The sequence below is a fragment of the Ponticaulis koreensis DSM 19734 genome, assembly GCF_000420665.1.
GTDB classification, from domain to species: domain Bacteria; phylum Pseudomonadota; class Alphaproteobacteria; order Caulobacterales; family Hyphomonadaceae; genus Ponticaulis; species Ponticaulis koreensis.
On the sequence record NZ_ATVJ01000001.1, the window covers coordinates 1,373,398 to 1,399,543 of the forward strand.

At 56.0% G+C, this 26,146-nt stretch carries 20 protein-coding genes and 1 pseudogene; 14 read left to right on the forward strand and 7 right to left on the reverse strand.

From position 1 onward, the window contains the following. Window positions 1-209 precede the first annotated feature (209 nt). The 7 genes from G523_RS0107205 to G523_RS0107235 all read left to right on the forward strand — a co-directional run bounded on the left by G523_RS0107205 (window position 210) and on the right by G523_RS0107235 (window position 6,855). Window positions 210-1,394 (forward strand): aspartate aminotransferase family protein, encoded by a 1,185-nt coding sequence (locus tag G523_RS0107205; protein WP_022694366.1) that lies wholly within the window; start codon window positions 210-212, stop codon window positions 1,392-1,394. Between the two features lies 1 nt (window position 1,395). Further along, window positions 1,396-2,634, forward strand: a complete 1,239-nt coding sequence (locus G523_RS0107210; protein ID WP_022694367.1) for a S41 family peptidase — start codon at window positions 1,396-1,398, stop codon at window positions 2,632-2,634. Window positions 2,635-2,638: 4 nt separating this feature from the next. Beyond that, window positions 2,639-3,559, forward strand: a complete 921-nt coding sequence (gene argF / locus G523_RS0107215; protein ID WP_022694368.1) for an ornithine carbamoyltransferase — start codon at window positions 2,639-2,641, stop codon at window positions 3,557-3,559. After that, window positions 3,541-4,509, forward strand: a complete 969-nt coding sequence (locus G523_RS0107220; RefSeq protein ID WP_022694369.1) for an Hsp33 family molecular chaperone HslO — start codon at window positions 3,541-3,543, stop codon at window positions 4,507-4,509. Before argF ends, G523_RS0107220 begins: the two co-directional genes overlap by 19 nt. 229 nt (window positions 4,510-4,738) lie before the next feature. Beyond that, window positions 4,739-5,308, forward strand: coding sequence for a hypothetical protein (locus G523_RS0107225; RefSeq protein WP_022694370.1), 570 nt, complete (start codon window positions 4,739-4,741; stop codon window positions 5,306-5,308). Window positions 5,309-5,630: 322 nt separating this feature from the next. Next, a complete protein-coding gene (locus G523_RS0107230) occupies window positions 5,631-6,062 on the forward strand; it encodes an SMI1/KNR4 family protein (protein WP_022694371.1) in 432 nt (143 codons plus the stop codon). A gap of 211 nt (window positions 6,063-6,273) precedes the next feature. Next, complete coding sequence (locus G523_RS0107235) at window positions 6,274-6,855, forward strand: hypothetical protein (RefSeq protein WP_022694372.1); 582 nt, start codon at window positions 6,274-6,276, stop codon at window positions 6,853-6,855. Window positions 6,856-7,295: 440 nt separating this feature from the next. On the opposite strand, the gene G523_RS0107240 is transcribed toward G523_RS0107235, so the two are convergent. Next, window positions 7,296-8,156 carry a hypothetical protein gene (locus G523_RS0107240; protein ID WP_022694373.1) on the reverse strand — a complete coding sequence of 287 codons (861 nt, stop codon included), beginning with the start codon at window positions 8,154-8,156 and terminating at the stop codon, window positions 7,296-7,298. Window positions 8,157-8,184: 28 nt separating this feature from the next. After that, window positions 8,185-9,420, reverse strand: a complete 1,236-nt coding sequence (locus G523_RS0107245; RefSeq protein ID WP_022694374.1) for an FAD-dependent oxidoreductase — start codon at window positions 9,418-9,420, stop codon at window positions 8,185-8,187. 135 nt (window positions 9,421-9,555) lie between these two features. On the opposite strand from G523_RS0107245, the gene G523_RS0107250 reads away from it, so the two are divergent. The 4 genes from G523_RS0107250 to queG all read left to right on the forward strand — a co-directional run bounded on the left by G523_RS0107250 (window position 9,556) and on the right by queG (window position 14,149). Further along, a complete protein-coding gene (locus G523_RS0107250) occupies window positions 9,556-10,818 on the forward strand; it encodes a putative DNA modification/repair radical SAM protein (RefSeq protein WP_027441534.1) in 1,263 nt (420 codons plus the stop codon). Continuing rightward, window positions 10,818-12,308 carry a UdgX family uracil-DNA binding protein gene (locus tag G523_RS18420; RefSeq protein ID WP_022694376.1) on the forward strand — a complete coding sequence of 497 codons (1,491 nt, stop codon included), beginning with the start codon at window positions 10,818-10,820 and terminating at the stop codon, window positions 12,306-12,308. Before G523_RS0107250 ends, G523_RS18420 begins: the two co-directional genes overlap by 1 nt. Before the next feature lie 67 nt (window positions 12,309-12,375). Then, window positions 12,376-13,053, forward strand: a complete 678-nt coding sequence (locus tag G523_RS0107260) for a glutathione S-transferase family protein (protein ID WP_022694377.1) — start codon at window positions 12,376-12,378, stop codon at window positions 13,051-13,053. Continuing rightward, a complete protein-coding gene (queG, locus tag G523_RS0107265; protein WP_022694378.1) occupies window positions 13,034-14,149 on the forward strand; it encodes a tRNA epoxyqueuosine(34) reductase QueG in 1,116 nt (371 codons plus the stop codon). Before G523_RS0107260 ends, queG begins: the two co-directional genes overlap by 20 nt. Here the strand turns inward: queG and G523_RS0107270 are convergent. Next, window positions 14,126-14,833, reverse strand: coding sequence for a tetratricopeptide repeat protein (locus tag G523_RS0107270; protein ID WP_022694379.1), 708 nt, complete (start codon window positions 14,831-14,833; stop codon window positions 14,126-14,128). The two genes, queG and G523_RS0107270, sit on opposite strands and share 24 nt — an antisense overlap. Window positions 14,834-14,888: 55 nt before the next feature. On the opposite strand from G523_RS0107270, the gene G523_RS0107275 reads away from it, so the two are divergent. Both G523_RS0107275 and G523_RS20650 read left to right on the forward strand, forming a co-directional pair. Continuing rightward, the gene (locus G523_RS0107275; RefSeq protein WP_022694380.1) at window positions 14,889-15,734 is read left to right on the forward strand and encodes an NAD-dependent epimerase/dehydratase family protein; all 846 of its coding nucleotides are present in this window, start codon (window positions 14,889-14,891) and stop codon (window positions 15,732-15,734) included. Between the two features lie 176 nt (window positions 15,735-15,910). Next, window positions 15,911-16,165 (forward strand): annotated as a pseudogene (locus G523_RS20650) (YjhX family toxin). Window positions 16,166-16,227: 62 nt separating this feature from the next. Here the strand turns inward: G523_RS20650 and G523_RS0107280 are convergent. The 4 genes from G523_RS0107280 to G523_RS0107295 form a co-directional block, all read right to left on the reverse strand. Next, window positions 16,228-18,387 (reverse strand): M13 family metallopeptidase, encoded by a 2,160-nt coding sequence (locus G523_RS0107280; protein WP_027441535.1) that lies wholly within the window; start codon window positions 18,385-18,387, stop codon window positions 16,228-16,230. A 56-nt stretch (window positions 18,388-18,443) separates the two neighbouring features. Continuing rightward, window positions 18,444-21,668, reverse strand: coding sequence for an efflux RND transporter permease subunit (locus G523_RS0107285; protein ID WP_022694382.1), 3,225 nt, complete (start codon window positions 21,666-21,668; stop codon window positions 18,444-18,446). Between the two features lie 62 nt (window positions 21,669-21,730). Beyond that, the gene (locus G523_RS0107290) at window positions 21,731-22,906 is read right to left on the reverse strand and encodes an efflux RND transporter periplasmic adaptor subunit (RefSeq protein ID WP_022694383.1); all 1,176 of its coding nucleotides are present in this window, start codon (window positions 22,904-22,906) and stop codon (window positions 21,731-21,733) included. Beyond that, window positions 22,906-24,333 carry an efflux transporter outer membrane subunit gene (locus G523_RS0107295; RefSeq protein ID WP_022694384.1) on the reverse strand — a complete coding sequence of 476 codons (1,428 nt, stop codon included), beginning with the start codon at window positions 24,331-24,333 and terminating at the stop codon, window positions 22,906-22,908. The genes G523_RS0107290 and G523_RS0107295 overlap by 1 nt, the downstream gene beginning before the upstream one ends. 247 nt (window positions 24,334-24,580) lie before the next feature. On the opposite strand from G523_RS0107295, the gene G523_RS18425 reads away from it, so the two are divergent. Beyond that, window positions 24,581-26,050 (forward strand): ATP-binding protein, encoded by a 1,470-nt coding sequence (locus G523_RS18425; RefSeq protein WP_022694385.1) that lies wholly within the window; start codon window positions 24,581-24,583, stop codon window positions 26,048-26,050. Window positions 26,051-26,146 lie beyond the last annotated feature (96 nt).

Sequence of the window (26,146 nt, forward strand, 5' to 3'; positions counted from 1 at the left end):
AAATTTCTGGCTTTGACGAAGTATTCTCAAGCGAAAATCATAAGTTTCAAGCAATTTCAGCAGGGATGTTGTATTTGCCGCGCTCTGGCGCGTGATCGTTTCGTGACAATCCGGGCGTTCCATTGACCAGAATAGCGCAATTAAGGTAATGACGCGGCTTGTTTTTCAACAGGGCAGGAGAGCCCTTTCAGCATTCAGGAGTACATGTCATGCGCGAAGCCATGCTTCCCGTTTACGCCCCGCCAGAAGAAGTCTTCGTGCGAGGTGAAGGCATGCGACTGTATACTGAAGACGGCACGGCCTATCTCGACTTCATCGCGGGCATTGCGGTGAACGCGCTTGGTCATGCGCATCCTAAAATGGTTGCCGCTCTGAAAGATCAGGCTGACAAGCTCTGGCATACGTCAAACATGTTCCGCGTACCGGCTGGCGAACAGCTGGCGGAGAAGTATTGCGCGAACACATTCGCCGATCAGGTCTTCTTTACCAACTCTGGTACAGAAGCGATCGAGTGCGCGCTGAAAACAGCCCGTAAATATCACTGGGCGAATGGCGAGCCGCACCGTCAGGAAATCCTGACATTCTCCGGCGCCTTCCATGGCCGCTCTTTCGCAGCGATCAATGCAGGCGGCAATCCGGCTTATCTGGAAGGCTTTGGCGAGCCTATGGCGGGCTTCACCCAACTGCCATTCGGTGACCATGACGCGCTGAAAGCGGCGATCACCAAAGACACATGTGCGGTTCTGGTAGAGCCGGTACAGGGCGAAGGCGGCGTGCGCAGCATTCCTGAGCATTGCCTCGTCTCCCTGCGCGAGCTTTGCAACGAGACCGGCACGCTTCTCATTTATGATGAAGTCCAGTGCGGCGCGGGCCGTACAGGTAAGCTGTTTGCGCACCAATGGGCAGATGGCAAAGCCGATCCGGACATTATGGCTGTGGCTAAAGGCGTTGGCGGCGGCTTCCCGTTCGGTGCGTGCCTCGTCACGGAAGAAGCAGGCAAGGGCATGCGTCCTGGCTCCCACGGCTCGACCTATGGCGGCAACCCGCTGGCTATGGCTGTCGGCAATGTCGTGTTCGACGAGATGATGTCCGAAGGCTTCCTTGAGGGCGTTCGCCGCACGGCCAGCAATCTGCAGCAGGGCCTTGCAAGCCTGAAAGACCGTCACCCTGATATGGTTGAGGATGTGCGCGGCAAAGGTCTCTTGGTGGGCCTGAAGCTGAAATCCGCACCTAAGCCGGTTCAACAGCTGGCGCGCGCCAAAAAGCTCCTTTGCGGCGTTGCGGGCGACAACGTTCTGCGCCTTGCGCCGCCTCTCATTGCTACGGATGCTGATATCCGTGAAGCTATCGACATTCTTGATGCTTGCCTGACAGAGGCCGCTTCGGCTGGCTGACATGACGGTCAAGCGGCTGCATCTCGCACACAGCGCCCTGAAGGTGGCTATCTGCGCCGTTTCCATTTTCTGGAGCGGGGGCGCGTCTGCGAGTCCGGCCCAGAATCGGATACAGGCCAATGTTCAGGCGGCTTGCGAACTGGTTGCCACGCGGTATGCCTATATTGACGAACTCACGATGGATCTCGGCACCTTTTGCGAGGATCTTACGGCTGACGCAGCGGGAAGATCTGATCTGTTGCCGGTTCTGGAAGAGCTCGTCGCGGCGCTGCGGGACAATCACGTCAGCCTCAACACCAATTCCTCTACATCTCCTCGTCTGGCGCCTTCGGGAGCGGACTACGCGGTGCGTCCTTCAGGCGAAGGTCTGGCGGTTGTCACCGGCGTACGTCCTGCATCATCGGCGGCGCTGGCAGGACTCATGCCCGGAGACCAGATTGTAGCGATTGATGGTCGTCCGGTAGACGACATTATCTCAGCCTGGGAAGCCTATGAGTCAGAGGACCAGCAGGTCAGCCGCGATATGTCTGCGCTCAATCAGGCTGCAGCCGGACAACGTGGTGCGCCGCGTTCTGTAACTCTGAAAACGAGTGAGGACGTTAGCGAACTGCAGCTGGATGATCCTGTGCAGCGGCCTTACCATGGCCCGGTTACAGCGCTGATACTACCTGGCGAGGTGCTTTATGTCAGGTTCAACAACTCACTGGGTGAGACGGACACAGTCGCCGCTTTTGAGGCAGCTATCGAGGATCATGCGGATACGCATCGCTGGATCATTGATCTGCGCGATACGCCATCTGGTGGAGGTACTGACGTTGCCGAGCCCATTCTTGGCCGGTTTGTCGACGAGCGCGCCAATTATCAGCGCTTCAGCATCGCAGACGGCAGCTATGTCGACCGATATGTCGATCCCCGCGGTCCTTGGACCATCAGCGGAGATGTCATTGTTCTGGTTGGTAACTGGACGGGGTCGATGGGCGAGGGTATGGCCGTCGGGTTTGATGCGCTTGGCATTGGAGACGTTGTGGGCTCGCAAATGGCGGCGCTGCGCGGCGGAATAGAAGGACTCAATCTGCCATCGGGTCTGGTTCTGCGATTGCCAACCTATGACCTGACGCACGTGGACGGTACACCTCGGCATCACTGGATGCCGCCATATGAGCAGATCGCAGATAATGGGAATGGCCCCGATATCGCGTTGGCTCAGGCAATCTGGATGCTGACGTTAGAAGAGGACTGAGGGGATGAGACATTTTTTAGACATGTGCGATATCGCAGCGTCCGAGCTGAGAGCCATTCTGGATGACGCGAAGGCGACAAAAGCCGCGCGTCAGGGCTGGCCGAAGGGCAAGGTCGATGCGGGCGCGCCGCTCGCCGACCATATCCTTGCGATGATTTTCGAGAAAAGCTCTACGCGGACCCGCACGAGCTTTGATGTCGGCATGCGCCAGCTTGGCGGCCAGACCATGTTCATGACCTCGTCTGACATGCAGCTCGGCCGCGGCGAGACGATTGAAGACACAGCTAAGGTTCTGTCCCGCTTTGTCGATATCGTCATGATCCGTGCGAACAACCATCAGGATGTTGTCGATTTTGCTGAGACGGGCTCTGTGCCGGTCATTAACGGCCTGACGAATAAGTCTCACCCGTGCCAGATCATGGCGGACCTGCAGACGCTGGAAGAAAAAGGCCTCGACCTGAAAGGCGCGCGTATCGCCTGGGTAGGCGATGGCAATAATGTCTGCGCGAGCTTTATCGACGCTGCGCCGAAATTCGGCTTCTCGCTCGCGGTTGGCACAGCTATTGGCTATGAAGCGCCAGCAGACCGTATTGAGGCGGCCCGCGCAGAGCAGGGCCGAATTGACGTATTCACCTCTGCGGCTGACGCCGTTGCCGGCGCGGATGTCGTCGTGGCGGATACTTTCGTCTCCATGGGCGATAAAGATGCAGATAAACGTCTTTCAGACCTTGCACCCTTCATGGTGGATGACCAGCTAATGGGCGCGGCCAATGGAGGGGCTATCTTCCTCCACTGTCTCCCGGCGCACCGCGGTGAAGAAGTTTCAGCCAGTGTGATTGACGGGCCGCAATCTGCGGTTTTTGACGAAGCTGAGAACCGGCTTCATGCACAGAAGGCAATTTTGAAATGGTGTCTGGAAACCTGACCCATCTGGCCGACGAGCTCGGCACAGGCGCAAACAGCGTTGCAACATTCCAGCTGGACCAGCAGGCCGTGCGCGGACGTATCACGCGCATGGACGGTCAGGTGATTGGCGCAATTCTGAACCGTCATGACTATCCGCACGAACTTGCCCGTTTTCTGGGGGAGGCGCTCACCCTTGCTGTGCTGATCGGTGCCAGCCTGAAAGAAGATGCACGCGTGGCCGTGCAGGCGCAGGGCAGTGGCCCTGTCAGCCTGATGGTTGCCGAGTATCACACGCGCGGCAGCCTGCGCGGCATGCTACGCTATGACGAAGAAAAATGGGCTCTGGTGGAGCGCGTGAACAAAGACGAGCTGATCCGTCCGCACCCGCGTCAGGTGTTCGGCAATGGCGCGCTCGCTATCACCGTGATTTCAGACAATGAATTCGTACAGCCTTATCAGGGTGTTGTGCCGCTCGACGGAACGTCTTTGGCCGAATGCGCAGAGCATTATTTTGATCGCTCAGAGCAGGTGCCAACCAAGGTGCGCCTCGCTGTAGGTGAAATCCAGAAGGCAGGCGAAGGCGCCAGCTGGCAGGCTGGCGGCGCGCTGATCCAGAAGGTTGCAGGCGACGAAAACCGCGGCGACACGGAAGACCAGTGGAACACAGCCAGCGTGCTCTTCCAGAGCGTTGAGGATGCAGAACTGCTCGACCCTGATCTGTCACTTGGCCGTGTGCTTTACCGTCTCTTCCACGAAGATGGCGTGCGCATGGAAGCACCAAGCCTGATCCGTGACGAATGCACCTGTTCTGAAGAACGCCTCGTTGAGACGATGAAGAACCTGCCGGATAACGAGCTTCTGGAACTGGCCGAAGAGACGGGCAAAGACGTCTTTGAAGCCGATTGCCAGTTCTGTAATCGTCAGTTCGAAATCCCGCTTCAGGATGTGATTACGTCGAAGCCGAATTAGGGTTCCGGTGGTCTTTTAAATTTGCTCGGCAGTGTCGCCTCGCCTCCGGCTCGACCCGCCTGCGCCTTCGCATTGCTCGTGGGCTCACAGACCGCGACCGCGGTCCGGGCGATAGCCCGCCCCGCCTTAGACGCCGCGCGTCGTGAGGCATAAAGAAATTGCTGCCTGCGCCTTCGCGTTGCTCGTAATGTTCCGCTCATTCCCGCGAAGGCGGGAAACTGGACCGGCCATGTCGCACCAGATCCCTGCCTGCGCAGGGATAAACGAAAATCCCTCAACACCGCAGATGCCCGCGAAGGCGGGTATTCAGACTGAGATCGACCACTTCAAAATGCCGCGAGATTTAAGCATGGGTTCCCGTCTTCACGGGAACCGGCGGGCTGCGGACGGTTACCATACTGGTAAATTCGCTGCGCTTAATGCACCCTGTCGCGCAGCGGAGTTTCGCCGATCACGGATATTGACGATGAAAATAAAATTCCAACCTAGAGACTTCGGAGCATGGCTCGACATGATTGATGTGAATTGCTTGACTGCAACTGATGCTAACTATCTCGCAGAGTTTGATATTGAGGATGATGGCGCTCTCAAAGCGATGATCGGCGGATGGATGAAGGCTCGTTTTGAGGAATACGATGCTCAGAATCGTGCAGAAATGCGCGCACTTCTGGAACAGTCGAAACAATGGACTACCGAGCAATTAACGCCGGTATTCGCGGAAGTGGGCATTCCATCTGGACAAACGGTAAAAGATATCGACCGCTTCATGGCCGAGTTAAGGTATCAGATTCTAACATAGCCATCCGGTGCTTTGCATCGAGCAGGGTGCATCAAGGGTGCTGCCCGGATGTGCTAGAAAGACTCAGCTGCATGGCATCCATGTTCTTCGATGGCCTGCGAAGCATCACCCCACTTCGTTTTTCTGGTGCGTTTGCTGCGGTTTTTACATCCCACACGTACAGCGAAGTGACGCATACTGCACCCAAACAAAATCAACCAAGGCGTAGATGATTTTATGAGAAGTCAAGACAGACAATTATATTGGTGGTATCGCGCGCAGGAAGAAAGGGCTTGGGAAGTTTATCCTGAGCATATTTATGATTAGAAATATGGTTCTCTGAATGCTGGCTGATCAGTTTGATAAGAGAGTTCGCGATGTCATTGAGCTTAAGCCAAATTGGTTCGTCGGAATGGAGGAACCTGCGAAGGAAAAAGACATCTTACACGTAGAAGATACGCTCAAATGTAAGTTGCCGGAACAATTGAAACATTTTGCACGAACGTTTGGTGCTGGATATTTCGGAAGCTGTAACATTTCATCATTGGTCGAGACGAGTGAGTGGTATATCCTCTCGCGTCCAAAAATTTTCTCCAATGGCGGCCCGCTTCTCGTGGTTTCAGATGATGAGGCGGGAGGCTTTTATGGTTATCAAATCGACACGGCGATCTACGGAGACAGCATCGTCTACGTACACCCAGGTGACGGCAATTACACAGAAGAAATTGCATCTTCGCTTTTTGAGTTTCTGGATCAGCGAGCTCTGAATATTTGATTTGAAATCCCGATGCGTTGCATGAGGTAGCAATCCGATGCTTTGCATCAGGTAAGGTGCATTCCGCGTAGCAATGCACCAGAAAGAACCGGTGCGCATGGGTTCAGGTTTCTGGGGCTATCTCATTGTCATGCTGCACAGCATCCGGGATGACAGTGTAAAAAAACAAAAACTAATCCAACCCCGCCACACCCCGCTCTAAACTTGGGGCATGAACCCCGCGTCATCATCTGCCCCTGATTATACGTCTCTGACCATTGGTCAGCTGATCGGGCTGAACCTTGCGCGGCTTTACGCCTGGTGCCTGCGGCTTCAGGCGTCCGGCGAAACATGCGTGTCGCGTGATCTCGCTCGAATGGTGATCTCGACCGACGCTATGGTGCATGCCTATGTGCGCATGCTGGCCTCGAACCAGCTAAAGCAGGCCGGTTTCACCTTCGCCGCCAACGCCATGCGTACGCCCGTCTGGCAACGGACTGACAGTTTTGTTTGCTCTCATGAAGAAGAGGTTCACATAGAGCCCGCTCAGGGTTGTGATTTCATCTCAATGGCCGAGCTGTCTGACCGACTTCAGACCGCAATAGAAAACTTTGAACGCGCAGAAATACTGGCGAGCCATCTGGCTCGTGTGATTGTCTGCGCGCTGGTGTATCTTGAACCTGCAGAACGCACATCCCTTGAGTTTGATCGGATTGTAGAACCGGCATTCCGGGGTTCCCGTCACATTGCTTCAACTCAAGAACCGTGGCCGCCACCAGACCGTGCGGCGTCTATCGTTTCACTCGCAATCTGACTTCATCTTCAAATCAAAACTTATGCGCTGCAGGGAATCCCTTGCGGCGATATAGGTGTATGTTTTTTGTTTGCTCGCCTTCGTGGTTCGCCATGGGCTCACCCCGGCTGCGCCTTCGCGTTGCTCGTAGTGTTCCGCTCATTCCCGCGAAGGCGGGAAACTGGCCCAGCCATGTCGCACCAGATCCCTGCCTGCGCAGGGATGAGCGAAAATCCCTCAACACCGCAGATACCCGCGAAGGCGGGTATCCCTGCTTAGATTGTCCGGTACTGCACGCCGTCAAATTTAAGCATAGGTTCCCGCCTTCGCGGGAACCTTCGGGCTGCATGACCGAGTTTCCAATTGAGGGAGGCAGCATGTAGATCGGTCCAGCCCTCAGCGGAGCCGGACAACGCCTTGATCGCAAAGTCGGGTCCACTTTGCTTGGCACGCCTGCGAAGTTAATTCGTCCTGAGAGAAAGCTCGTTTGCGAGAAAATACTCAAAGCTTCCTTCGTCAAAAAAGACCAAGCTCTCGGCTTCGCACACCGGATCACCCGTGTCGCGATGAAAGACATTCGTAAACTCGCTGAGTACTAAGTCTTCGCTGGTATCAATGACCCTGAACCGGGAAACGAGATAATCATCGTCTATGGCGATGTCTCTTTCGAAGTAATAAGGCAGAAAGTCTTGCGTTTCCTCGATTGAGCGAAGCTCTACCAAAGAGAGGTCAAAAGCGATCCCTGCCTTTTCGAAAACTGCTTCAAGCGCCTGATCGACCTGATTTAAGGTTCGCGTCCGATAGCCCGCTTCGTATCCGCCCGTGGCGCTGTCGTCCCTGTAATCGGAATCCTCGAATAGCGATGCGTCTGCGAGCGACACCTCTGCTGACGAGGATGGCGTTAGCTCCAACAAGTATTTTGTGACGTGGGCGTAACAGGGATCAAATTGGGTGAAGTTGTGGGCCATGCCAGCGCGTTCACTTCGCGCATCACACGGATTTGGCAATTCCAGATAAAACGGAATCTCGCCGGATCTGGACGACAAATCGTAAACCGCCAAAATGTTACGTTCAGAGACTTCGGGGAAATCGAATATGTCGCCGCCGCCCAATCGTACTGGGCCTACAAACTCAGCCAACCGAACTGAATCGTCGGCGATTGATGAAATGAAACGGGTCACCTCGTTATTCATCTGCACAGCAAGGGCACGGCAGTGGATGGTTTCGATAGCATCGCGTGGCCGTGCGTCCGCTATGCCCGTAGCACAGTATCCGGTAATGACGGCGCCCAGTAGAAGTTGTCGTGCTTTCTTTAAGCTCATTGTTCTCTCCTACTTAGGGTGACATTCTCTATATCTCAGCCAGCTCCGGCAATCCAATCAGCTTTGCGAGGCGTTCGGCGGTGCCCATGCCCATTGTCCAGCCGAGCATACCATGGCCGAGATTATAGGCGAGCGCGGCATGCGGGCGACCTATGCGCGGGTTTGAATCCGGGGTCATCGGACGAAGGCCTGCCCAGACGGACTGAACATTCCGGAAATCTGCCGCTTTCGGTAGCGAGGCCTCAGCCTCCCGAAGGAGCGTTGCGATGCGTTTCTGGTCCGGATCGGGATTGGTCCAGCCAAGGTCGGCCATGCCCGCAATGCGGATGCGATCTCCCAGACGGGAGACAACGAGGCGGCGCTTGGAATCGGTGATGGAAATACGAGGCGCGTTTTCGCCATGCGGGGCCGTCATGGAATAGCCCTTCATCGGCATGACGGGGGCATCGATCTTCAGCTCTTTCAACAGGCGGCGGTCTGCCCCTGTGCAGAGCACGCAGAGGTCCGCCTCGCGCACATCGCCGTCCGCAAGCGTGAGCGTTGCACGGTCTGATGAGAGCGAGACATGTTGGACGCGATGCCCAAACAGCGTTGTGACGCCGAAATCACGCTTCAGCAGGGCCAGCAGATTGACCGAGAATTTATGCGCATCGCCCAGCGCCTCTCGCGCGGCATACATCACCGCTTCAGGGCGTGTGCCGAGGTCTGTCAGCGCCGGTTCCAGCTTGCAGGCTTCTTCGTAGGTGAGGAGGCGCTGTTCATCCTCGTCGAGCCCTTTGACGGCCATACCGGTTTCGACATTGCGGCGGGCTTCCGGTGTGTAAATGAGCTGCATTTTGCCCGGCACCTGATAGTCGAAATCAAGGTCGTATCGCTGGACGAGTTTTTGCATTTCAAGGCGGGATTCCAGCCCGATGGCGAGCGCGCTGCGGGTGTTTTCAGCATGACGGCTGGCCGTGCAGTTTCGCAGAAAGGCCAGTAGCCAGTTCACATAATCAGGGTCGAGCGAGACCTTGATGCGGAAGGCCGGGTTCAGCCCCATTGCGAGGCCGGGCATATCCTTGATGATCGTGTCGCTGGCGAGCGCCTCTGTGTGCAGATAGCTGAGCTGGCCGCCATTGGCGAACGATGTGCCATCGCCTGCGCCGTGGCGAAAGTCGATCAGGGTCACATCCACACCGCGTCGCGCCAGCGCATAGGCTGTGGTCACGCCGACAACGCCAGCGCCGATAATCATAGCCGTTTTCGGTGTGCGCGCGCTCATATCGTGGAGAGATCATCCCTGTCTGGGTGTGGAGCCCTGCTTCTAACCTGATGCATTGAGAGAGCGCAATGCGAGCAATATGTCGCTGTCAGAAACAGTCTTGAAATGACAATTTGTTCCTGTATTGTTCTCTGCATGTCGAAGGCAGTTTCCCGATCAAAAACGACGTTTCAGAAGCTCGCCATATTGGCGGACGCTGCCAAGTATGATGCCTCCTGCGCGTCGTCTGGCAGCACAAAACGCAATTCAATGTCCGGTAAGGGTGTCGGATCAAGCGAGGGCATGGGGATTTGCCATGCCTACACGCCTGATGGGCGCTGTATTTCGCTTCTCAAGGTGCTTCTGACCAACTTCTGCACATTTGACTGTCGGTATTGTGTGAACCGTGTCTCTTCGAATGTGGAGCGTGCGCGGTTTGAAACGCATGAGCTGGCGAAGCTGACGCTGGATTTCTACAAGCGCAATTACATTGAAGGCCTCTTCCTCTCTTCGGGGATTATCCGCTCACCGGATTACACGATGGAGCAGATCGTAGAGGTGGCCCGCGTGCTGCGTGAGGAGCATGACTTTCGCGGCTATATCCATCTGAAAACCATCCCTGAAGCCGATCCGGAGCTGATCAGGCTGGCGGGGGCGTATGCTGACCGGCTGTCCATCAATATCGAGCTGCCGACAGAGCCGGGGCTGAAAACGCTGGCGCCTGAAAAGTCGGGGCAGGTGATCCGCTCGGCCATGGCGCATGTCAAATACGGCATTGATGATAGGGCGGATGCGATGAAGTCCCGCATCATCAAGAAGGCAAAACCAAAAGCGTTTGCGCCGGCCGGCCAGTCCACCCAGATGATTGTCGGCGCCGATGATGCGCGCGACAGCGATATCATCGTCACCTCGCGCAAGCTCTATGCGGGTTATGGTCTGCGGCGGGTCTATTACTCAGCGTTCAGCCCGATCCCGGATGCCTCGTCCAGCCTACCGCCGCTTGCCCCGCCTTTGCTGCGTGAGCACCGGCTTTATCAGGCTGACTGGATGATGCGGTTTTACGGCTATGACACCGAAGATGTGATCTCGGCGACTGATGGCGGCATGCTGGATCTGGATGTCGACCCGAAGCTTTCATGGGCGCTCAAACATCGCGCCTGGTTTCCGGTGGATGTGAACCGTGCGCCGAAAGAGCATTTGTTGCGTGTGCCGGGTCTCGGCCCGAAATCGGTCATGAAGATTTTGTCGTCGCGGCGGCATGGCTCCATCGGGATGGCTGATCTGGCGCGTATGCGGGTCTCGCTATCCAAGGTGCGGCCCTTCATAACCGCACGGGACTGGTCTCCGGGCGGTCTGACCGACACGGATAATCTCAAAGCGCGCTTTGTGAAGCCGCCAGAACAGCTGTCTTTGTTCTGATGCAGACGGTTATTCTCGCGCACGAAACAGATTTCGACGGCTGGCGCGCCGAGGCGAGGCGGCTCTGCGGGCAGGGTGTGGCTCCTGAGATGATCTCATGGCAAGTGGAAGGCAAGGGCGGTGATCTCTTTGCTGGCGTCAGCGAGGCAGGCCCGGCGCGAGGGCCGGTGCGCGAGATTTCAGTGCCGAAATCATTTCCGGGCATTGCGCGCGCTGTGATCTGCCATCGCGATGAAGAGCGCTTTGACCGGCTCTACCGGATTTTATGGCGGCTGCAGACCGAGAAAAATCTTATCGAACGCAAGGCAGACCCTGATATTGTGTGGCTGCGATCACGCGAGAAGGCCATCCGCCGCGACGTTCATAAAATGCATGCCTTTGTGCGGTTTCGCAAAGCCGGTGACGCGCCGGATGGGCGCGAGAATTTCGTCTCATGGTTTGAGCCGACACACCGGATCGAGGAGATTGGAACGCCATTCTTCAAACGTCGCTTTGCGAATATGAACTGGGCAATCGTCACGCCGGAGAAGACGGCGCGCTGGGATGGTAAAACCTTGAGCTTCGGGCCAGGCGGGTCAAAACGCGATGTGCCGTCTGAAGACGTGATGGAAGAAGGCTGGAAGACGTATTTCGCGTCTATCTTTAATCCAGCGCGGGTGAAAATCTCTGCCATGACATCGGAGATGCCGAAGAAATACTGGAAGAATTTGCCAGAGGCAGAACTGATACCCGAACTCCTCGAACAGGCCGAGACACGTGCGCGCCAGATGGTTGAGGAGAGCATTACTGAGGCAAATCGGCTCGCCGATGTGGTGGCAAACCGCCGCGAGGCTCTGCCGCAAAACATCGAGATCAAATCGCTTGAAGAATTGAAGTCAGCCGCTTCGACCTGTGAACGGTGCCCGCTTTATTGCGATGCCAGCCAAGTGGTGATGGGCGAGGGGCCATCAGGTGCGCGGCTGATGATTGTCGGCGAACAGCCGGGCGATCAGGAAGATATTGCGGGCAGGCCGTTTGTCGGCCCGGCGGGGCAGCTCCTGAATGAGGCGCTTCTTAAATCAGGGATAGACCGGCGCCGCGCTTATGTGACTAATGCTGTTAAGCATTTTAAATTCAAGACACGCGGTAAGCGCCGCATCCACCAGTCGCCAACCGTGCGCGAGATTGATGTATGCGGGCAATGGCTGAGCGAAGAGCGCCGCCTTGTACAGCCAGATGTAATCATCGCGCTTGGGGCAAGCGCAGCGCGCGGTATTCTGGGCCACAGCGTAACGTTGAAAGACTGGCGCGGTGAAATCCACAAACTCACAGACGGCACAAAGCTCGTCGTGACGGTGCATCCATCCTATCTATTACGATTGCCGGATGCGCAGCGTGCAGAGGCTGAACGGCGATTGTTTGTTTCCGAACTGGCGCTGGCTGCAACTGCTCTACAGCCTGCGAAACCGGTTGAAAAACTCACCCATCAGGCGGAATTAACTTTTGACTAACCCTTTATACACGAAGGCGTGTTAGATAGAGCCTGATGGTGTCGTACTAAGCGTTAGAACTTATTCAATGCGTAAGCTTTTCCACTGGCCTCTTGATCCTGCAAGCCGCCTTGTCCGGTTGGTTCTGGCCGAAAAACAACTGGAATTTACTCCTGTTGTCTCTCCGCCGTGGAAGCCGGCAGAAGAGGTTACACGCCTGTATGCCAATCCGATTGGCCCGGTGTTGATCGATCAGGGCCAGCATGGCCGCGTGGTCGCGAACCACACCCATGCCATCGTCGAGTTTCTGGAAGAGCAGTACCGCGATGTAAAAGTGCTGCCCATGCTTGCGCCGGATCGCGCCGAAGCCCGTCGCCTCTGGCGCTGGATTGAGAGCCGGTTCGAGAGCGAGATTAACGGCTCTATTCTTGCCGAGCGCATTGCCCAGTCTGTGCAGCGGACCAGTGCGCCGGATAGTGCGCTTCTCCGACGCGGCGCGCACGCGCTTCGCGGTGTGATGACCTACCTGAACGCGCTGTGCGAGCAGACCTCCTATCTGGCGGGCCGTCAGTTGACGATTGCCGACCTTTCTGCGGCCGCGCATCTCTCTGCGCTCGATTATTTCGGGGACGTGCCATGGGATAACGCGCCAGACCTTCGAGAATGGTATCAGCGGGTGAAATCCCGCCCATGCTTCCGCGATGTTTTGAAAGACTATCTGACGGGCACAAAACCGGTTCCGCATTATGCCGATCTGGACTTCTGAGGACGTAAAAGCGCACGCCCTGTCTATAGGGTTTGACGTCTGTCGTATTGCCTCGGTTGAAGAGGGCTGGGCGGCTGGTGCACGGCTGAAAGCCTTTGTCGACGCGGGCTATCACGGTGAAATGGGCTGGATGGAGGAGACGCTGGACCGGCGCTCTCATCCTCAGGCCATGTGGCCGAATGCGCGCTCGGCTATTGTCGTTGGCGTCAATTATGGGCCAGATCATGATCCTCTTGCGGTGCTGGATGAGACAAACCGTGCCGCGGTCTCGGTTTATGCCAAGGGCAAGGATTATCATGACGTTCTGAAAAAGCGTCTTAAGCAGCTCGCGCGAGAATTTGTGGCCGCGAATGAGTGCGAAGTGAAAGTCTTTGTTGATACCGCGCCGCTGATGGAAAAGCCGCTGGCGCAGCAGGCAGGGCTCGGCTGGCAGGGAAAGCATACAAATCTGGTGAGCCGTGAATTTGGGTCATGGCTCTTCCTCGGTGTGATGCTGACCGAAGCCGAACTTGCGCCGGATGAAGCCGCAAGTGATCATTGCGGGCAGTGCAGGGCGTGCCTTGATATCTGTCCGACGAATGCGTTTGTCGGCCCGTATCAGATCGATGCCCGCAAGTGCATTTCCTATCTGACGATTGAGCACGGCGCGCCTATTCCGCACGAGCTGCGAAAGCCAATGGGAAACCGGATTTATGGCTGCGATGATTGTCTTGCGGTTTGCCCATGGAACAAGTTTGCTTCTGAAACCAAAGAGACAAAGTTCCAGCTGACAGAAGCAACAGATGCGCCGTCATTGTCGACACTTTTAGCGCTGGATGATGACGCGTTTCGGGCAATGTTCTCAGGCTCGCCGGTAAAGCGTATCAAGCGCCGCCGTTTTCTGCGGAACGTGTTGATTGCGACAGGCAATTCCGGCGATGCGGCGCTGGTGCCGGCCGTGAAGGAGCTACTCGGCGATGAAGAGCCGCTTATTCGCGGCGCTGCAATCTGGGCGCTCTATCAGCTGGCGCCTGACAATGCGCGGGCAGAAAAGCTCAGCCGCGCACCGGACGAAACATCCGAGGATGTTCTATCAGAATGGCATCTCGTCGAGTGAACGACCTTCAGCGAGTAGTCGCTGGGCCTCACGGATATGGCCGCGCCAGAGAAGCGCCTGCGTGTTAGCTGGATCGAGCGTACGAGCCTGAGCAATATCCTGCATGGCTTCGTCCATGCGCAGCTGCCAGAAGCGGACCTGCGCGCGATAGAGCCAGGCGTAAAAGTCTCCCGGCTGACGACGGATCGCCTCGTCCAGGTCGGTTTCGGCCTGTTCGTATTCTTCAAGCTGAAGATGGGCGAGACCGCGATACGCAAGGATATCGTCAGCATACTGGTTCAGGCGAAGGGCGTTGCTGAAAGCGACAATGGCTTCTTCCGGATAGCCGACTTCCAGCCATGCGCCACCGGCGCGCGCTAGATAGCCGACGCGGTCATCGAGAGAGCCACCATCAGGTGCGTTGGCAAGAGCTTCAAATTCCAGTGCGCCGTCTTCGTAATGGCCGAGCGCGATCATGGATGCTGCGCGGCACTCACGGGCGATGCGGCGATTGCCTTCCATATAGGTCCATGTCGCGGCCAGTTCGTGTGCGGCTTCCGGATCCGTTTCTACGAGCTCCAGACATTCACGCAGACGCTGCGTCTCTGACATGTCGGTGGTGGCGGCGACGTTCACATCTGGCACGACCTGCGCGGACAGAAAAAGTGGCGCGATGATATAGACGAGAGGAAGGCTGAGGCCCATGTCATACTCCTGATACTCTGACTATTGACCTGCAGGCTCGGCGGACAAAAAGCAAATGAAGAAACAGCAACGGACCTTGTTTTGTGCAGGTTTTGGCGACAGTGCGAAGGCTTTGGCGCGTATTCTGGCAGCTGAAGGCTGGCTGATTGTGCCCACAACGCGCTCTGAAGATACCCGCGCCAAGCTTCAGGCCAAAGGCTATGACGCTCTGTTGTTCGAAGATGGCATTGATAAGAAAGTGCCGGACAATGCGGTCTGGCTGATCTCTACGCCGCCTGATGACGAGGGCTGCCCGAGCTATAAACTGCTGCAAAATGCTGCGCAGCATGCCTGCAGCATTTTCTATCTGTCGACCACGGGCGTCTATGGTGATCTGGAGGGTGGCTGGGCGTTTGAATGGACACCTGTGAACCCACAAAGCCCGCAAGGTGAACGACGTGTTCTGGCTGAAAGCCAGTGGCGCGGTGCGAGGCCTGATACCAGTTTTGTGCGTCTACCGGGTATTTATGGCCCGGGCCGGTCTGCCTTCGACCGGCTGGAAGACGGCAAAGCGCGCCGGATTATTAAAGACGGACAGGTCTTTTCACGCGTTCATGTTGATGACATTGCTGCCTGTGTGAAAGGCGCAATCGAGCATGATGTCAAAGGCGCTGTGCTTCATGCCTGCGATGACGAGCCCGCCCCGCCTCAGGATGTGATCGAGCATGCGGCAAAGGTTATGGGCGTTGAGGTGCCACCTGATGTTCCGTTCGAGGAGGCCGGCCTTTCTGAGATGGCCAAGCGCTTTTATGCCGAGTGCAAGCGCGTTTCGAACGCCCGGACAAAGTCACTGACAGGCTGGCGGCCCATTTATGCGGACTATCGCGAAGGTCTTCAGGCGATCTGGTCAGCGCGCGATTGAGGTGGATACATAAAAGACATCAGGAGATTTGATGTCTTTTAGCGTAGAGACCCGGTAAAGCCCCGCGACTGACACCGATCAGGCGGGGCCAGAACAGACGGAGCCGCATGCCCTTATGAGGCGTGTATCTGACTGTGCGCGGATTTTGTCCGCGAATACCGGAATTACTCAAGACAATGGATATTTCACGCGCCGAACAGCGCATACTCCACCTGCTCGCGCAGGGCGGACGGATCGATAAATTTCGTGATGAATACAATGATTTATAGGTGAGCTGCGTTACCCGGGACGGGTGGCAGTTTCCGCATCTGGATCTCATTCTGTTTCGCAAGCTGAAAAGGAAACGTAGCATCGCATCACGAAATGGGGGGCCTTATCAGATCACCAGACGCGGCCTCGAACTTGTGAGGTCGCAGTATGACAACCGATAACTGGAAACAAAAAAAGAGGGCCTTTACGGGCCCTCTTTCTCGTTTGGATATGTCCGTCGGACTTACCAGATTGTGATACGCTCTTCCGGTGGAAGGTAAAGCTCGTCGTCTTCTGTGACGCCGAAGGCTTCATACCACTGGTTCATGTTACGCACGACGCCGTTGATACGGTACATTGGTGGAGAGTGCGGGTCTGTTGCGAGCTGTGTACGCTGAGCTTCCTCACGGTACATTGCCTGCCAGACCTGAGCCCATGACATGAAGAAGCGCTGGTCGCCGGTGTAACCGTCGATGACAGGAGCTTCTTCACCGTTCAGCGAGAGCTGGTACGCTGTGTAAGCCATAGACAGGCCACCAAGGTCACCAATGTTCTCACCGAGTGTGAGGCGGCCGTTTACACAGACCGTGTCTTCTTCTGAATTCTGGATCGGGCAGAACTCGTTGTACTGAGCAACCAGAGCGTCTGTACGCTCACGGAAGGCTTCGAGGTCTTCGTCTGTCCACCAGTTACGGAGCATGCCGTCACCGTCAGAGCGTGAGCCCTGGTCGTCGAAGCCGTGGCCCATCTCGTGACCGATAACCGCACCGATAGCGCCGTAGTTTACAGCCGGGTCAGCGTTCAGGTCGAAGAATGGTGGCTGCAGGATAGCGGCCGGGAAGACGATCTCGTTACGGTTTGGCGAGTAGTATGCGTTCACCGTCTGAGGGTACATGCCCCACTCTGTACGGTCGATTGGCTGACCGAGTTGAGAGATCATGTCGTTATACTGCCATTCAGAGACAGCCATAACGTTCTCGAACGCCATGCCTTCGGTGATTTCGAGACCTTCATATTCCTCGAAGACTTCCGGATAACCGATTTTCGGACGGAACTTAGCAAGCTTGTCCTGAGCTTCAACGCGTGTTTCGGCACCCATCCACTCGAGGTTTTCAAGGTTTGCGGACATTGCTGCGCGAAGGTTTTCGACCAGCTCTTCCATTGCGTCTTTAGCTTCTTCCTGGAAGTGACGCTCTACGTAGATCGCGCCGACAGCCTCACCCAGTGCGCCTTCGGTTGCGCCAACAGCGCGTTTCCAGCGTGGACGTTGCTCAGGCTGACCGCGGAGGGTCTGGCCATAGAATGCAAAGTTAGCTTCGTCGATTTCAGATGGCAGAACAGATGACATGCCGGAGATGAAACGTGCTGTGAGGTATGCACGCCATGCTTCCAGATCAGCTGTCTGAGCGACATTGAAGAGGCCCTGTACGCCGTTGCCGAGCATTGAAACCTGCTCTTCCGTCAGGCCGTACTCTTCGATCTCTTCAGCTGTTGGTGCCAGCTGACGAACAACGAAGTGATCATGAGCGCCAACGCCCATGTCATTCAGCATGACTTCGACAGGGAAGTCGCCAGCCAGCTCTTCGAGTTCAGAACGTGTCAGTGCGTTGTATGTGAGGTTACGGTTACGACCGATTGCGCGGTCCCAATGCTCTTCAGCCATCGCGTATTCGAGGTCGTAGACCATTTGCGCGCCAGCTGCAGGATCTTCGTAACCGGCGAAGGTCAGCATCTGCTCGAGATATTCCATGTAAGCTGCACGCAGCTCTACATTGTTTGGTGTGTCGCGCAGATAGTAGTCGCGGTCAGGCAGACCGAGGCCGGACTGGTTGATATAAACCGTATATGTATCCGGAGCGCGGGCGTCGACATCGACCCAGCCGCCAATCGGAGAGGCAAAGCCTGTTGCCGCGAAGATTGCAGCGAGGTCTTCACGTGTCTGGATGGACGCGATGCGGTCGAGGTAAGGCTGAGCTGGCTCGAGGCCGCGTGCGTTGATCGCTTCTTCGTCCATGTAAGCGCTGTAGTATGCGCCGACTTTGCCCTGCAGAGTGTCGAGGCCTTCACCGGAAGCGGCTGCTTCTTCGATGATCTCGCGAACGTGGATTTCAGCTTCGTCGCGCAGCATGTTGAACACGCCATAGCGGGACTGGTCAGACGGGATTTCAAAGCTGTCGAGCCAGACGCCGTTTACGTAACGGTTGAAGTCGTCACCCGGATCAACGCTCTCGTCGATATTGGCAAGCTCGATGCCGAATGTACCGAATACCGGTGATGCATCATTTGCCGGTGCAGCTGTTTCGGTAGCGGCTGGCGTAGCGGCTTCCTGTTCCGGTTCAGTCTGTCCACAGCCTGCGACTGCGAGCAGCGCCAGAGATGACGTAGCGATAAGTAGCTTTTTCATATGGTCCTCTTTGAAGTTGCGCAATCTAACCCTCAGGGAGAGCAGATTGCGCAAAATTATTCTGCGGGTTGGTGATGAACATGATCGTCTCTTTCAGTCACGCCTGCAACCTTTGAAGAGTCATATGTATCACCAATGCCCTGATATGGACGGCCCGACCACAACCAACGGAAGAGGCGGGCAATCTCTGCGCCCACAGCGTAGAGTGCCGGGACAAAGAGAAGGCTGACGAACAGGGCAAATGCCACCGCTGAACCAAGTGCAACCACCATCGGCTTCAGCATTTGCGCCTGGACTGATTTTTCTGCGATCATCGGCAGGACGCCCACAAAGGTTGTCACAGATGTCAGAAGGATCGGACGGAAGCGTGAGACCGCTGATTCGACCAGTGCCTGAACAGCGCCCATGCCATGCTCGTTTCTGCGTCGGTTGACGTTATCGATCAGGACGAGGTTGTCGTTGATCACAACGCCTGCCGCCGCAGCAATACCGAAGACGGAGAACATCGCCATCGGAATGCCGAACATGAGGTGTCCGAACACGGCGCCGGCAAAGGCGAACGGAACGGCGCTCATCAGAAGCAGAGGCTGGAAGTAGGACTTAAAGGCAACAGCCAGAAGAATATACATGCAGAACAGTGCGCCGAGATTGAGCATGAAGAGGCTGTTTACTAACTCCATTTCAGCTTCAGCATCGCCCAGGCTTCCGCGCTGAACAGTCGGAAAGCGTTGTTCAAAGCGTGGCCAGAAATTTTCTTCCATGTCTGCGGAGATCACGCCGCGTTCTTCCGGTGAGGTGAGTTCTGCGAAGACGGCAGCCGAACGAATTCGGTCGCGTCGATAGATGCGATTGATACCTGGCGCAAACTCGTACTCTGCGACCTGGTCGAGCGGGATTCCGCGGCCATCAGGTGTACGGATGCGGAAATCATCAAGGCTGTCGAGCGAGCGACGTGCCTCTGGCGGGTAACGAACCATCACGCGGACGTCTTCGCCATCACGTGGCAGACGTTGCACTTCAAGACCATAATAGGCCTGACCAACCTGTTGAGACACCATCTGGAGTGTGACACCGAGAGCTTCTGCGCCCGGCTTCAGTGTGAAACGAAGCTCGTCAGCAGCCGACGAAAGATTGTCACCAATGTCATAGGTCGTGCTGTAGGTCTGGAGCTGTGTCTGGACCATGTCTACAGCTGCCTGAAGAGTTTCCAGATCAGGATGGCTGAGCGCAACACGGTATCCGCCACCGCCACCATTCATGGAGAAGTCGAAACGGATTTCCTCGGCATCCGGAACAGGGCCGGTCGCTTCACGGAGAGCAAGTGCAATGTCTTCTGTCGACAGGCCTTCCGGACGGTTTTCAGGAAGCAGGGTGCCAATGAAGGATTGGATACGGCGTTCCTCGGTGATGATGGACGCATCGGTGATGATGTCTTCTTCAATTTCCGGGAATCGTTCTGCGAGAACCTCACGTGCCCGATCTACACCGCGTTGAAGTTGATCGGAAACACGCTGCGTACGCTCAAACGGAGTACCATCAGGCATGGTGATGTTTGCCATGACGAGATTGCTCTCGACTTTTGGCATCATCGCAGCTGGGACGATGTTATTTAGAAGCATCGACACTGCGATCACGAACAGGCTGATAAAGAAAGTCACTGTCGCATAGCGGAAGCGGATTGCCATTTCGAGGACCGGCTTGAACAGATTGTCGGCAAACCAGATCAGGCTGTCTGCAATTGAACGCTGAACACGCAGCAGTACACCACTCGCCCCGTCAAAAGATTGAGGCTTCATATGGCTGAGGTGGGCTGGGAGGATGAGCAGTGACTCGATCAGGGAGAAAGACAGAGCCGCAATAACAACGTAAGTCACTTGTGCCGTAAATTGGCGCTCTGGTCCTGGCAGGAGCATCCATGGTGAGAACATGATCATGGTTGTGAGGACGCCGAAAATGATCGGTTTCACCACAAGCTGCGTACCTATAACGGCGGCATCAATACCTTTATTGCGGCCGGATTCTACCTCTTTGTGAATGTTCTCGCCGACGACGATCGCGTCATCCACGATAACGCCGATCACCAACAGGATCGCAAAGAAGGACAGGAAGTTCAGAGACACCCCGAACATTGGCAGGACTGCAAATCCGCCCGCGAATGCGGTTATGATACCGATTGTTACCCAGAAAGCTACGATAGGGCGCAGGAACAGGATCAGGACGATCAGAACGAGTATAAGGCCAAGAATCGCGGAGCTGGAGATAATATCCATATTGCCGCGGTACATATCCGCTTCGTCGAACAGAAGGTCGGCGCTGATCGCTTCCGGAAGAAGTTCTTCATTCGCGCGTTCGATGAACGCCATCAGATTCTCAGAGTATGTATCAATATACATAGTCTCTGGTGGCATGATCATGATGAAGGCCGTCGGGTCGCCATCAAATGTTGTGTTGAGGGATTCATCGACGAAACCGTCAATGACGTTCGCCACATCACCTACGCGGATGGTTTCACCGGTCGGAAGCTGACGGATGACGATATCTGAGAATTCATCCGCATTGTCGGCGAGGTTCCGTGTCTGAAGGCGCATACTACCGACATCCGTACGGATCTGCCCGCCGGACGAGTTTACAGACGTGCCGCGGATCGCGTTGGCAACGTCGGAGAATGTCAGATTGTAGCGGCGGAGCTGTTCTTCGGAGACTTCAATAGAGACTTCTTCAGGCAGTACGCCCCATACTTCAGCCAGTTCGCCGCCCTGAACGGTCGCCGCGATCTGGTCGCGAAGCTCATCAGCTACGCGTTTGAGAGTGAGGCGGTCAGTGTCGCCATGGACTGCAATACCGAAATACATCTGGCTCTGGCGCCAGCGCTGGATTTGCGGCGGAAAGCTTGCCTGTGGCAGGTTGTTGATCTGGTCAACGCGCATGCGGACTTCATCGAGGAATTTGTCGATGTCGTAGTCCTGGAAAGACTCAAGGTTTACATAGCCGACGCCTTCGCGTGCTACGCCTTCCATGCGGCGCAGGCCATCCAGGTCGGCAAGTACTTCTTCAAGGCGCGTAACGATCTGGTCCTCTATGTCCTGAGGGGATGCACCCGGCCATGAGATTGAAACGCTTGCGCCATTGAAGTCTGCGGAAGGGAAGACTTCACGTTCAAGAGACGAGAACCCGATTGCGCCGAAAATAAAGGCGCATAGCATCAAAAGATTGGCTGCGACGGAGTTCTGTGCCCACCAGGCAACAATACCTTTATGCTCTTTGGTTGTCTCGGTGCTCATAGCTTACCTGTGCTTTTCCGAAATTTCGGCTGCGAGACATATCGCAGCCGGTAACAAACTGCTTATTCTTCTGCGAGCGTGATGCTCATGCCGTCGAACGGCGCCTGAAGCGGTGATAGAATGGCCAGATCACCTGGCTCCACACCTGCGTCGGAATATACGTGGTCACGGTCAGTGTAGACCACATTGACCTCGTGGATATGCATCACAAGTTCGTCAGCATCGGCGACGAAAATCTGGTTGCGGCCACGAAGGGCTGCGCGCGGTGCTTCGAGAAGACCTTCAATAGTTTCGCCCGAAACTTCCGCTGAAACAAACAGGCCCGGCGCGAGCGGAATGCCGTTAGAGGCACCTTCGCCAAACGGATCTTCGACTACCGCGATTGCAGAGATCAGACGAGTTTGTGGATCAACGGCGGCAGCTGTACGTGTGACACGACCATACCATTCTCGGCGCTCGCCCGCCACAGTCGCGCTGAACACGACGGCAGGACCAGGTTGTTCGGCTGTCTCTTCAAACGCGAAGGAGAGACCAAGGCGGCCTAGCTCTGTGTCTGTCAGCGGAAGCGCAACTTCAGCGAAGTCTGTGCCGAACATACGACCGAGTGATGAGCCGGTTGAAACGAACTGACCGACGTCAACGTCTTTAGAGCGGATGCGACCTTCAAACGGCGCGCGGACGACTGTGCGCTCGAGCGCGAGTTCAGCATCGCGAAGCTGGGAGCGTGCCGCTTCCAGAGAGGCCTGAGCTTGTGCCAGCTGCGGTTCACGAAGGGCCAGAGGTGATGCTGTGCCCGTGCCAAGTTCTTCCCAGTCCTGACGGGCAAGTTCTGCCTCTGCCTGCTCACGGATGAGAGCCTGCTGGGCGCTGGCGACCTGAGACTCGGCGCGAACACGAGCGAGGCGATAATCCGCGTCGTCAATTCGGATCAGAACTTCATCGCGGCGGACGAAGCCACCATCAATGAAGGCCGGCGACACATAAGAGATACGACCGGAAATCTGCGGTGAGATGGCAATTTCACGGCGCGGGCGAACCTCACCCTGACTTGTGACCGTCAGGTGGAGGTCCGTGCGTACGATTTCCTCAGTGAAGACCGCAATGCCGCGTGGTGCTTCTTCAGCCGGTGCCGGCGTTGGCTTCATTAAAGCCAGAACATTGGTGCCACCGATTACCATGACTACGAAAATCAGGATTGGCAAACCAACTGAAAGAGCGATCTTGGCGCCTCTGCTCATTATTCTGTCCCTTCAGACGTGTCCTCAGCCGGGAGCGCGTCATTGGTAAGCTCCCCACCCAGTGCTAAGTGAAACTGTACGCGATTGATGGCACGTGAGGTCTGCGCGGAAATGAGGCTGGCCTCTGCGTTGATCCTACGTGTCTGTGTATCAATCAGATTGAAAATTGTGGTCAGGCCATTCTGATACTGGCGTTCAGCAAGGCCTTCAGCGGCGAGAGCCTGTTCGTAAGCCACCGTCTGCGCCTCAACCTGCGCAGCAAGGAAGCCATCAGCGGCACGCGCGTCTTCAACTTCTTTCCATGCGGTCAGAACGGCTGACACATAATTGAAGCTGGCTGTGCGCCCCTGTGCTTCAGCGGCTGCGATATTGGCTTCCAGAGACCCGCCATTGAAAATCGGTGCTGTGAGTGAGCTGATCACTTGCGCCGCCAGATATTCCGGGTTCAGGACGTCGCCGATATTGTCGGCTGAATTTGTGAGGCTGGCGGTGAGCGACAGGCTCGGGCGAAGCGCCAGACGGGCCTGATCGACGCGGAAACCTGCTGCCGCGATACGTGCTTCAGCAGCGGCAATATCCGGGCGACGTGCCAGAAGGCTGGTCGGGTCGCCGGCGCCAGTGATTGGCGGCAATTCCTTGCTGTCCAGATTGGCTTCAAGTTCGTTTGCCGGATAGCGACCGAGCAGGATTTCAATGCTGCGACGGGCGACACCGCTATTTTGCTGACGAGAGAGCAGCGCGGCTTCTGAAGAAGCAACTGCGCTGCGTGCGGTACGCACATCAAGCGCGCCTGTCAGACCGAAGTTATAACGACGCTCTGTTAGAGAGAGAACCCGTTCACGAGCTGCAAGGGTTGCTTCGGCCAGTGCTTCCTGACGGACGGCGTCGGAGAGGCGGATCCAGGCAATCGCCGTGTTGGCAGCGAGCGACAGACGCGAGGCAGCAAAGTCGGCTTCGCTTGCGACAAGATCAGCATCAGCTGCGGAAAGGCCTGCGCCAATACGGCCCCAGAGGTCTGCTTCCCAGCTGGCGTTGAGACCGATGCGGTAACCAAGTGAATCAGTGCGCGTAATACCGCCGGAATTGTTGTCGAAGGCAGAAGACGTTCCGGTTGCACTGCCGGATGCGCTGAGTGATGGCAGGCTACGGCCGTAAGTCGCTGCCGCTGTCGCGCGGGCTGCGTCGACACGGGCATAAGCGGCCTGAATGCCCGGATTGTTTTTCAGGGCTTCGGCAATCAGCTCTTCCATGACCGGATCGTTGAAACCGGCTACCCAGTTTCCGACAGGTGGCACTTCGGCCAGCTGACCTTCGGCCCACTCTGCAGGTGTGGCAGGTAGCTCTACGCTGATTGTTTCTGGTTCATGTCGAAGACTTGCACACCCTGACAGCGCGGCGACTCCGGCAAGCAAAAGATGTGCTCGCATTCCTAACTCCGATTTAAGTCAGCGATTTAGACCCGACATTTCTGACTGTCAACAAAAAATTATCGCAAAACAATATAACTATACGATGTATATTTCTGTTTTGGTATGAGAGTTAGGTCAATCGCCCGTTGTTTTCTATACGAGAGATAAATTATTTCAGGTTGTCATCATGCTGATACGTTGTTCTGAGAAATAAACGGGCACTGTGCCATTTGAATGACATAGGCAGATATAAAACGAGCCGGATTTGAGTCTGAACGAAAACATCGACGCCCCGCCTGAACCGGCGAAAGCACCAGCGCCTCCTCCAGAGGGCCGTCATCGCGTGCGTGACTTTGGCGTTATGTCTCTGATTTGCCTGCTGATTCTTCTGATTATGTTTATGTCAGGCTCGCTGGTTCTGTCTGAAGTTCTGGTGTCGCTTCTCATCTTCTGTTTCGCAGGCATTGCATACTTTCTTTCGACCGAGCCGGATGCACGTGGGCGCGGCAATGCCGAATCACCCGACATCGCGCGACCTCAGAGCTTGCGTGAAAGCGCATCCTCCTACTCGGTATCGAAGGTTCGTGAAGACCTGATCTCCATTCTAACTGCCTACCCTGAGCCTGCTCTGATTTGCGGCTTTGATGGTCGAATTATTGCCAGCAACCAGATGGCTGGCGAGGTCTTCCGTTTGCCTAAGCATGGTCTCGGTTCGCCGATTATCCGCCGGCCGGATGTGCTTGAGCGTCTCGAGCAGATTGCGCGTGGCGCACAGCCTGATCCATTAGAGATCGAAATTGCGGGCACACCGGATCAATTCTTCCGTGTGGAAATCAAAAAGCTCACCCTGCTAGGTGAGGACCTTGTTCTGATCGCGCTGGACGAGCTGACCGAGCTTCGCCGCGCAGAAAAGGCTCGCGCAGACTTCCTTGCCAATGCGAGTCATGAACTTCGCACACCGCTGACTTCGCTTGCAGGCTTCATCGAAACAATGCGCGGTCCGGCCAAAGATGACCCGGCATCCTGGGACCGCTTCCTTGAGATCATGTATGGTCAGACCGAGCGTATGCGTCGCCTGATTCACGACCTTTTGTCTCTGTCCCGTATCGAACTTAACGAGCATCTTCGCCCTAACCAGCGTGTTGATCTGGCGCATATCGTAACCGAAGGTGTCGAAGCGCTCGCACCTGTCGCGCAAGAGAAGGGCACTGAGCTGGAGCTGATTCGCTCTGCTGACGAAGCACCTGTCTATGCGATCCGTGATGAACTCGTGCAGGTCATCCAGAACCTGATCGACAATGCGATGAAATACTCGCCAGCCGGTAGCACTGTGCGTGTAGAAATTTCAGCAGGGCTGACGATCGAGCAGGCCCGTACCTTTACAGGGCGTCGCTGGCCGAATGCTGCGCGTATCTCCATCGTTCAGAACCGGACCGAGCCAGATGCGCAGTTTGCCGTCTTCCGTGTTAGTGACGAGGGCGACGGTATTCCGCGTGAACACCTTCCGCGACTTGGTGAGCGGTTCTACCGGGTTGATGAAGGGCGTGACCGAAGCGTCGGCGGAACCGGGCTCGGCCTTGCGATTGTGAAGCACATCGTATCCCGTCACCGCGGCGGACTTATGGTGGAAAGTGAAGAAGGGCGAGGTTCTGCCTTCGGAATCTGGCTGCCTATGATCGCTCAAGCTACTGATTCGAAAAGCGAAAATATCACTTCAGATCTAAGTGAAAACTAATCGGCATACTGAAATAAAAACGTCGTGAAGCGATGTTAGGTTCCGGCGCTTTCGGACCCTGATTTAGTGTGTGCATGCCAATAGCGCAGAACATAT

What these genes read in the sequence shown, in the direction of transcription:
- G523_RS18420 (WP_022694376.1), top strand. Translation starts at nt 10,818, where the DNA reads ATGCAGACGGTTATTCTCGCGCACGAAACAGATTTCGACGGCTGGCGC.
- G523_RS0107295 (WP_022694384.1), bottom strand. Translation starts at nt 24,333, where the DNA reads ATGCGAGCACATCTTTTGCTTGCCGGAGTCGCCGCGCTGTCAGGGTGT.
- G523_RS0107275 (WP_022694380.1), top strand. Translation starts at nt 14,889, where the DNA reads ATGAAGAAACAGCAACGGACCTTGTTTTGTGCAGGTTTTGGCGACAGT.
- G523_RS0107220 (WP_022694369.1), top strand. Translation starts at nt 3,541, where the DNA reads ATGGTGTCTGGAAACCTGACCCATCTGGCCGACGAGCTCGGCACAGGC.
- G523_RS0107290 (WP_022694383.1), bottom strand. Translation starts at nt 22,906, where the DNA reads ATGAGCAGAGGCGCCAAGATCGCTCTTTCAGTTGGTTTGCCAATCCTG.
- G523_RS0107205 (WP_022694366.1), top strand. Translation starts at nt 210, where the DNA reads ATGCGCGAAGCCATGCTTCCCGTTTACGCCCCGCCAGAAGAAGTCTTC.
- G523_RS0107235 (WP_022694372.1), top strand. Translation starts at nt 6,274, where the DNA reads ATGAACCCCGCGTCATCATCTGCCCCTGATTATACGTCTCTGACCATT.
- argF (WP_022694368.1), top strand. Translation starts at nt 2,639, where the DNA reads ATGAGACATTTTTTAGACATGTGCGATATCGCAGCGTCCGAGCTGAGA.
- G523_RS0107225 (WP_022694370.1), top strand. Translation starts at nt 4,739, where the DNA reads ATGTCGCACCAGATCCCTGCCTGCGCAGGGATAAACGAAAATCCCTCA.
- G523_RS0107250 (WP_027441534.1), top strand. Translation starts at nt 9,556, where the DNA reads ATGTCGAAGGCAGTTTCCCGATCAAAAACGACGTTTCAGAAGCTCGCC.
- G523_RS0107230 (WP_022694371.1), top strand. Translation starts at nt 5,631, where the DNA reads ATGCTGGCTGATCAGTTTGATAAGAGAGTTCGCGATGTCATTGAGCTT.
- G523_RS0107245 (WP_022694374.1), bottom strand. Translation starts at nt 9,420, where the DNA reads ATGAGCGCGCGCACACCGAAAACGGCTATGATTATCGGCGCTGGCGTT.
- queG (WP_022694378.1), top strand. Translation starts at nt 13,034, where the DNA reads ATGCCGATCTGGACTTCTGAGGACGTAAAAGCGCACGCCCTGTCTATA.
- G523_RS0107260 (WP_022694377.1), top strand. Translation starts at nt 12,376, where the DNA reads ATGCGTAAGCTTTTCCACTGGCCTCTTGATCCTGCAAGCCGCCTTGTC.
- G523_RS0107270 (WP_022694379.1), bottom strand. Translation starts at nt 14,833, where the DNA reads ATGGGCCTCAGCCTTCCTCTCGTCTATATCATCGCGCCACTTTTTCTG.
- G523_RS0107210 (WP_022694367.1), top strand. Translation starts at nt 1,396, where the DNA reads ATGACGGTCAAGCGGCTGCATCTCGCACACAGCGCCCTGAAGGTGGCT.
- G523_RS0107280 (WP_027441535.1), bottom strand. Translation starts at nt 18,387, where the DNA reads ATGAAAAAGCTACTTATCGCTACGTCATCTCTGGCGCTGCTCGCAGTC.
- G523_RS0107240 (WP_022694373.1), bottom strand. Translation starts at nt 8,156, where the DNA reads ATGAGCTTAAAGAAAGCACGACAACTTCTACTGGGCGCCGTCATTACC.
- G523_RS0107285 (WP_022694382.1), bottom strand. Translation starts at nt 21,668, where the DNA reads ATGAGCACCGAGACAACCAAAGAGCATAAAGGTATTGTTGCCTGGTGG.